The 6214-nt window shown below is 67.7% G+C and carries 4 protein-coding genes; 1 reads left to right on the top strand and 3 read right to left on the bottom strand.

Annotation, left to right across the window (positions count from 1 at the left end; all coding sequences use genetic code 11):
- Positions 1-3003, bottom strand: a 3003-nt coding sequence (locus tag H0W38_RS14635) for a PAS domain S-box protein (RefSeq protein ID WP_292455329.1), incomplete at its 3' end; no start/stop codon positions are given.
- Between the two features lie 119 nt (positions 3004-3122).
- Here H0W38_RS14635 and H0W38_RS14630 point away from each other — a divergent pair.
- Complete coding sequence (locus tag H0W38_RS14630; RefSeq protein WP_292455328.1) at positions 3123-3818, top strand: HAD family hydrolase; 696 nt, start codon at positions 3123-3125, stop codon at positions 3816-3818.
- Positions 3819-3920: 102 nt separating this feature from the next.
- Here the strand turns inward: H0W38_RS14630 and H0W38_RS14625 are convergent, their stop codons facing one another.
- Together H0W38_RS14625 and rpoD are read right to left on the bottom strand one after the other, a co-directional pair.
- The gene (locus tag H0W38_RS14625; protein WP_292455325.1) at positions 3921-4877 is read right to left on the bottom strand and encodes an FHA domain-containing protein; all 957 of its coding nucleotides are present in this window, start codon (positions 4875-4877) and stop codon (positions 3921-3923) included.
- A gap of 120 nt (positions 4878-4997) precedes the next feature.
- On the bottom strand, positions 4998-6214 hold a 1217-nt coding region (rpoD, locus tag H0W38_RS14620), incomplete at its 5' end, for an RNA polymerase sigma factor RpoD (protein WP_292455322.1).

The raw sequence follows: 6214 nt of genomic DNA, 5'->3' as shown, positions 1-6214 counted from the left end.
CAGCAGGTGCTGGCCGGCCTGCAGGATGTGCTCGCTGTACTGGCTCAGGCGCTGCTCGTCGTGGCCGCCGTGCAGGCGCAGCAACTGGGTGAAACCGATCACCGCGTTGAGCGGGGTGCGCATCTCGTGGCTCATGCGCGACAGGAATTCGCTCTTGGCGCGACTCGCCAGTTCGCTGGCCTGCTGGTCGCGCAGCGCCTGGTCGGCGACTTTCTGGCGCGTGATGTCGCTGTGCGTGCCGACCGAGCGCCGCGGGCTGCCGTCGACGCGCCGCTCGACGATCTTGGCGCGGTCGAGCACCCAGATCCAGTGGCCGTCCTTGTGGCGCAGTCGGTGCTGGGTTTCGTACTCGGCGGTTTCGCCGCGGCGGTGGCGGGCGATCTCGTCCATGACGCGGCGGTGGTCGTCCGGGTGGATGCGGCGGGTCCAGTCCTGCAGTCGGTTGCCGACCTCGTCCTCGGCGTAACCCAGCATTTCCTTCCAGCGCCGCGAGAAGAACACGGTGCCGCTGTCTTCGTCATGGTCCCAGACGCCGTAGCCGGCACCGTCGAGCGCGAAGTTCCAACGCGCCTCGGCCTGTTCCAGCGCTCGTTCGGCGGCGCGCTGGGCGCTGATGTCGTGGCAGGTCAGCACGCAGGAAGGCCGGCGATCCTGGGGCGGCAACTGCAGCGGCTGCACACTCACGCGCAGCAGGAGCGCCCGCCCGTCGGGGCAGGCGAGGCGGTGCACCCGGCCGCGCACGCTAGGCGCGCCCCGCAGCACTTGGCGCACGGGATGCTCGTCTTCGGCGAGAGGCCGGCCGTCCTCGTGCTGCAGGTGAAAGCCGAGCTGGCTCGGGCGAACGCCGGCGATCTGTTCCTCCGAGCAGTGCAACAGCTCGCAAGCCGCAGGGTTGGCCGTGACGACGTTGCCATCGGCCCCCATCACCAGCAGGCAATCGCTGATCGCCAGGGTGACCGAGCGGTACAGCGCCTCGCTGAGGCGAAGCTGATCGGCAGCGCGGCTGCGCTCGGTCACGTCGCTCAGCAGGCCGATGTAATGAGTGAGGTCGCCACCGGCATCGCGCACGGGCGCGATGTGCAGCTCGTTCGCGAAGATGCTGCCGTCCTTGCGATAGTTGTTCAGCACCACGGTGGCGGCTTCGCCCTGCGCCAGCGCCCGGCGCAGCACCGTCAGGCCCGGCTGCTTCTTCTCGTCGCCCTGCAGCAGACGGCAGTTGCGGCCCATGACTTCGGTGGCGGCGTAGCCCGTGAGGCGCTCGAATGCGGCGTTGACGTAGTTGACCGGCAGGTCGGGGCGGGTGGCGTCGACGATCATCATCGGCAGCGCCGCCTCGGCCTCGAGCGCGCGCTGAAGCAGCCGCACATGACGTTCGAGCGTGCGCAACTCGGTCAGGTCGCGCAACAGGAACAGCGCCTGGTCGCCCTCCATCGGCGAGATGCGCGCCTCGAAGTCGCGGCGGGTGCCGTCGGCGATGACCGCTTCGTATTCGAGGCGCTGCACCTCGCCGCTGCGGTGCGCCTGGCGGATGGCCGCTTCCAGGGAGTGCAGCGAGCGGTGCGGCTGCAGGTCGGCGAGCCGGTGCCCGCGCATTTGATCGAAGGGTTTGACCAGCCACGGATGGTGCTCGTCGCTGCACGCGAGACAACGCGATGCGCCGTCGATCACGAACCACAGGTCGGGCACCGACTGCAGCACCGCGCGCATGCGTTCTTCGGAGGCGCGCAATTGCACGTCCTGTTCTGCCAGCTTGAGCTCGGCGCGCTTGCGAGCAGTGATGTCGACGGACAGGTGCACCACGCTGCCATCGGCCAAGCGTTGATCGGTCACCAGCACGTAGAGCTCGCCGAAGCGCATCTCGTGGCGCAGGCCGGGCTGGTCGACGACGGCCAGGCGCCAGCGGATGAACTCCGCCTCTCGGCCGGCCGCCTCCGGATAGCCGCCGCGCGCGACCATTTCGCGCAGCAGCGCCTCCCAGGTCTCGGCCCGTCCGTCGGTGAAGGCCACGCTGTCGCGCCGCCACACCTTGTTGCTGAGCACGATGCGACCCTGCGGGTTGGAGATCATCACCGCGGCAGGGATGTGCTCCATCGCACCTTGCAACAGCTCCTGCGCCTGTTGCGCCTGGGCGCGCAGCGCCAGTTCGCGAGTGACCTCGCGCGTAGCACCCCGGTAGCCGCGAAAGCGGCCGGCCGCATCGAACATCGGCTCGCCGCTGAACGAGATGCTGATGGTGCCGCGCGATGTTTCGCGCTCGGCGATCACGTCCTTGAACGCGCGGCGCGCGGCGCGGGCTTCCAGGTAGCCGTCCCAGCTTGCACGGTGATCAGGGTGCGGCCGAACAACCCGGTGCGCGTGCTGGCCGACTTCGGCAGCAGGCGCAAGGCCGGCACGCTCTTCCAGGCTATCGGAAACCCAGGTCATCACGCCTTCGGCGCTGCTCTCCCACAGCCAGTCGCTGCCGGCGCGGCTGGCTTCGCGCACTCGCGCTTCCTGCAGTTGCGCGCGTTGCGCACGGAGCTGTCCCTCGAGCAGCGAGCCGGCCAGATCGGCCAGGTCGGCCAGTGCGACTAGACCGCGGGCATCGAGCCGGTTGTCATGGCGGTCGTCGATCACGCACACGGTGCCGATGCGCTGGCCGTCCACCACGAAAGGCAGCGCGGTGTAGGCACGGACCCGCGGCGTACCGCTGACCAGCGGGCTGTCGGCAAAGCGATCGTCGGCTGCGGCATCGACCACTTCAAAGACCCCGTCGCCGACGATCGCGTGCGCGCAAAAGGAGTACTCGCGCGGCGCTTCGATCGGCGCCATGCCGGCGGCAGCCGCGAACCACTGGCGTTGCTCATCGACCAGGCTGATCGCGCCGATCGGCCAGCCGCTCTGGCTGCGGGCCAACCTCGCGATCGCTGCCAACGCCGGTGTGATCCCGGCCTCGCCGAAGCGCAGCTCGTGCAGGATGCGCAGTCGCTCGGCTTCGTTGGCGGGCAGGGGGGCCGGCTTCATGCGGCAGTCGGCGGTGCTTGAGTATGGGTGGCGCTACTGTACTGGAGCCCCACCCGCACTCGCGCTTGGAGAGGGCGTGGCAAGGTAAGGTGCGCGGTCCTTCACGCCCCCCGATCGCCATGCTTCCCCCTGCCGCGCGTATCCGCGCCCTCACGCTGGACCTCGATGACACCTTGTGGCCGATCGGCCCGACCATCGTTCGCGCCGAGGCGGCGCTGGCAGCCTGGATGCTGCATCATGCACCGCGCGTCGCCGAACGCTTCGATGTCGCCGCGACGCAAGCCCTGCGTGCGGCCGTCGCAGCCGACTGGCCCGAGCGTGCCCATGACCTGACCGCCATGCGGTGCGAGACGATCCGTCGCATGCTGGCCACCAGCGGCGAAGACGAAGCGCTGATGCCGACGGCCTTCGACGTGTTCTTTGCCGCGCGCCAGCAGGTCGAGCTGTACGCCGACGTGGAGCAGGCACTCGAGCGGCTGGCTGCGCGTTGGCCGCTGCTGGCATTGACCAACGGCAATGCCGATCTCGAGCGTGTCGGTCTGGCGCACTGGTTCAAGGGATGCCTGCGGGCGCACGAGGTCGGCGTAGGCAAGCCCGACCGGCGCATTTTTGCGGCCGCTTGTGCGCGGCTCGACTGTGAGCCGGGCGACGTACTGCATGTCGGCGACGATCTGCTGCTCGACGTGCAGGGCGCTCTGGCGGCCGGCATGCACGCGGCCTGGATTCGGCGTATCGGCGGTGAACCGCCCCTTACTGCGCCGCCGTGCTGGCACGGGCCCGATCTGCTTCGGCTTGCGGAGGGGCTTGGCGTTTAAAAGTTGCCCGCAGCTAGACCATGTCCTTGCACGGCAAAGGCGCCGGCCCTCGGGCGCTTCAGTGCCGAACGGATAGCCCTCGGCCGGCTGAGCATTCGTCGGTCAATGCCCCGAGCGCGGCACGGTGTCCTGGAAGCTCAGTATCTCGAAGTGCACGGTCGGCGCCGTGGCGTCGGTCGGCGCGGCGCCCAGACAGATGACGCCGCTGCCATGCAGCGTGCAACTGCCACGGCGCAGCGCGACCACGTCGTCGCGCCCGGCGAAGCGCACGAAGGTGCCGTTGTAGCTGAGGTCGCTCACCTGAAAGGTGCCGCCATGCCATTCGACGCGGGCGTGCGAGCGCGAAACGCGCGTGTCGTCGATGCAGTAGGTGGCTTGCGGGCTTCGGCCGAGCACTGCGGGCAAGTCGGTGCCGGCGAAGACGCGGTTCACTTCACGCCAAGCCAGCCGCAGGCCGTCGGGCTCGCGTGCCGGCGCGCTGCCCTCGAACAGCGTGGCCACGGTTTCACCGAAGCGCCGCGCCTCGAGCCGATAGACCTGCACCGGCTCCTGGCGGCCGCGCAATTGCAGCTTGGACAGCGAGCGGAAGCGCCCGCGGTGCTCGGCCTCCAAGCCTTCGAGCACCTGCTCGGTCGCCAGGGTTTCCTTGTCGCCGGCGCGGTCGAGCAGGCGCGCGGCGACGTTGACCGCATCGCCGAAGCAGTCGCCGTTCAGCTCGACGACCTCGCCGTGCGCCATCGCCACCTGCAGCTTGAGTGCCGGGAGCTTGAGCGTCGGCCGGCGCGAGCCGCCGCGCGGCGTGTCGGCGACGATGCGGTCGAGAGATTCGTGCATCTCGTCGGCCGCGTCGATGCCGCCCTGCCGATGCTCGAACACCGCCATCAACCCGTCGCCCAGCGTCTTGACCACCACGCCGCCGCAGGCAGCGACGATCTGCGCCATCAGGTCGACGCTCTGCGTGACCACCGATGCCGCCTCGGCATTGCCGAGCGTCTCGAACAGACCGGTGCTGCCGCGAAGATCGGCAAACAGGACAGTGCGTTGGAGCAGGCTGGTCATCGGTACGGATCGGTCAAGGCAGGGAAAGTTTAGCGCGCGTGAAAAGACGCACGATCAGCAACGGATGAGGGCGTAAAAAAGCCCGGCGGGTGCCGGGCTTCGTGTCGAGCGCACTGAGGCTCAGAGATTGTCGAGATAGGTGCGCAGCTTGTCCGATCGGCTCGGGTGCTTGAGCTTGCGGATCGCCTTGGCCTCGATCTGGCGAATGCGCTCGCGCGTCACGTCGAACTGCTTGCCCACTTCCTCCAGCGTGTGGTCGGTGGACATCTCGATGCCGAAGCGCATGCGCAGCACCTTGGCCTCGCGCGGGGTGAGCGAGTCCAGGATGTCCTTGACCACATCGCGCAACCCGGCCTGCATGGCCGCTTCGATCGGCGCGGTGTTGTTGGTGTCCTCGATGAAGTCGCCCAGGTGCGAGTCGTCGTCGTCGCCGATCGGCGTTTCCATGGAGATCGGCTCCTTGGCGATCTTCATGATCTTGCGGATCTTGTCCTCGGGCATCTCCATCTTCTCGGCCAGCGTCGGCGCGTCCGGCTCGAAGCCGAACTCCTGCAGGTGCTGGCGCGAGAGCCGGTTCATCTTGTTGATCGTCTCGATCATGTGCACCGGGATGCGGATGGTGCGGGCCTGGTCGGCGATCGAACGGGTGATGGCCTGGCGTATCCACCACGTGGCGTAGGTCGAGAATTTGTAGCCGCGGCGGTATTCGAACTTGTCGACCGCCTTCATCAGGCCGATGTTGCCCTCCTGGATGAGGTCGAGGAACTGCAGGCCGCGGTTGGTGTACTTTTTGGCGATCGAGATCACCAAGCGGAGGTTGGCCTCGATCATTTCCTTCTTGGCGTCGCGCGAGGCCTTCTCGCCCTGGTTCATCTTCTTGTTGATGAGTTTCAGGTCGTCGATCGGCACCACGGCACGGCTTTGCAGGTCGATCAGCTTTTGTTGCAGGTCCTGGATCGGCGGCAGGTTGCGCGCCATCACTGCGCTGTAGGACTTGTTCGACGCAATTTCCTTCTCCGCCCACTTCAGATTGAGCGAATTCGGCGGAAAGCTGCGGATGAAGTGCTCCTGCGGCATGCCGCACTTGTCGACCACGATCTTGCGCAGCTCGCGCTCGTAACGGCGAATGTCGTCGACCTGCGAGCGCAGGATCTGGCACAGCCGCTCGATCGTCTTGACGGTGAAGCGAATGCTCATGATCTCGGCCGAAACCGACATCTGCGCGCGGTTGTAGGCCGGCGACTTGTAGCCGTCGCGCTCGTAGGCACGCCGCATGCGCTCGAAGTGGCTGCGCAGGTCGTCGAGCTTGACGAGGGCCTGGGTCTTCAACTCCTCGA

It is taken from the genome of Methylibium sp. (assembly GCF_013817365.1).
Taxonomy (GTDB): Bacteria; Pseudomonadota; Gammaproteobacteria; order Burkholderiales; family Burkholderiaceae_C; genus Methylibium.
This window is presented reverse-complemented; position numbering and strand designations above follow the sequence as displayed.

Bases quoted from the DNA above. Each gene is read 5' to 3' on its own strand.
- H0W38_RS14630 (WP_292455328.1), top strand. From the start codon at position 3,123: ATGCTTCCCCCTGCCGCGCGTATCCGCGCCCTCACGCTGGACCTCGAT.
- H0W38_RS14625 (WP_292455325.1), bottom strand. From the start codon at position 4,877: ATGACCAGCCTGCTCCAACGCACTGTCCTGTTTGCCGATCTTCGCGGC.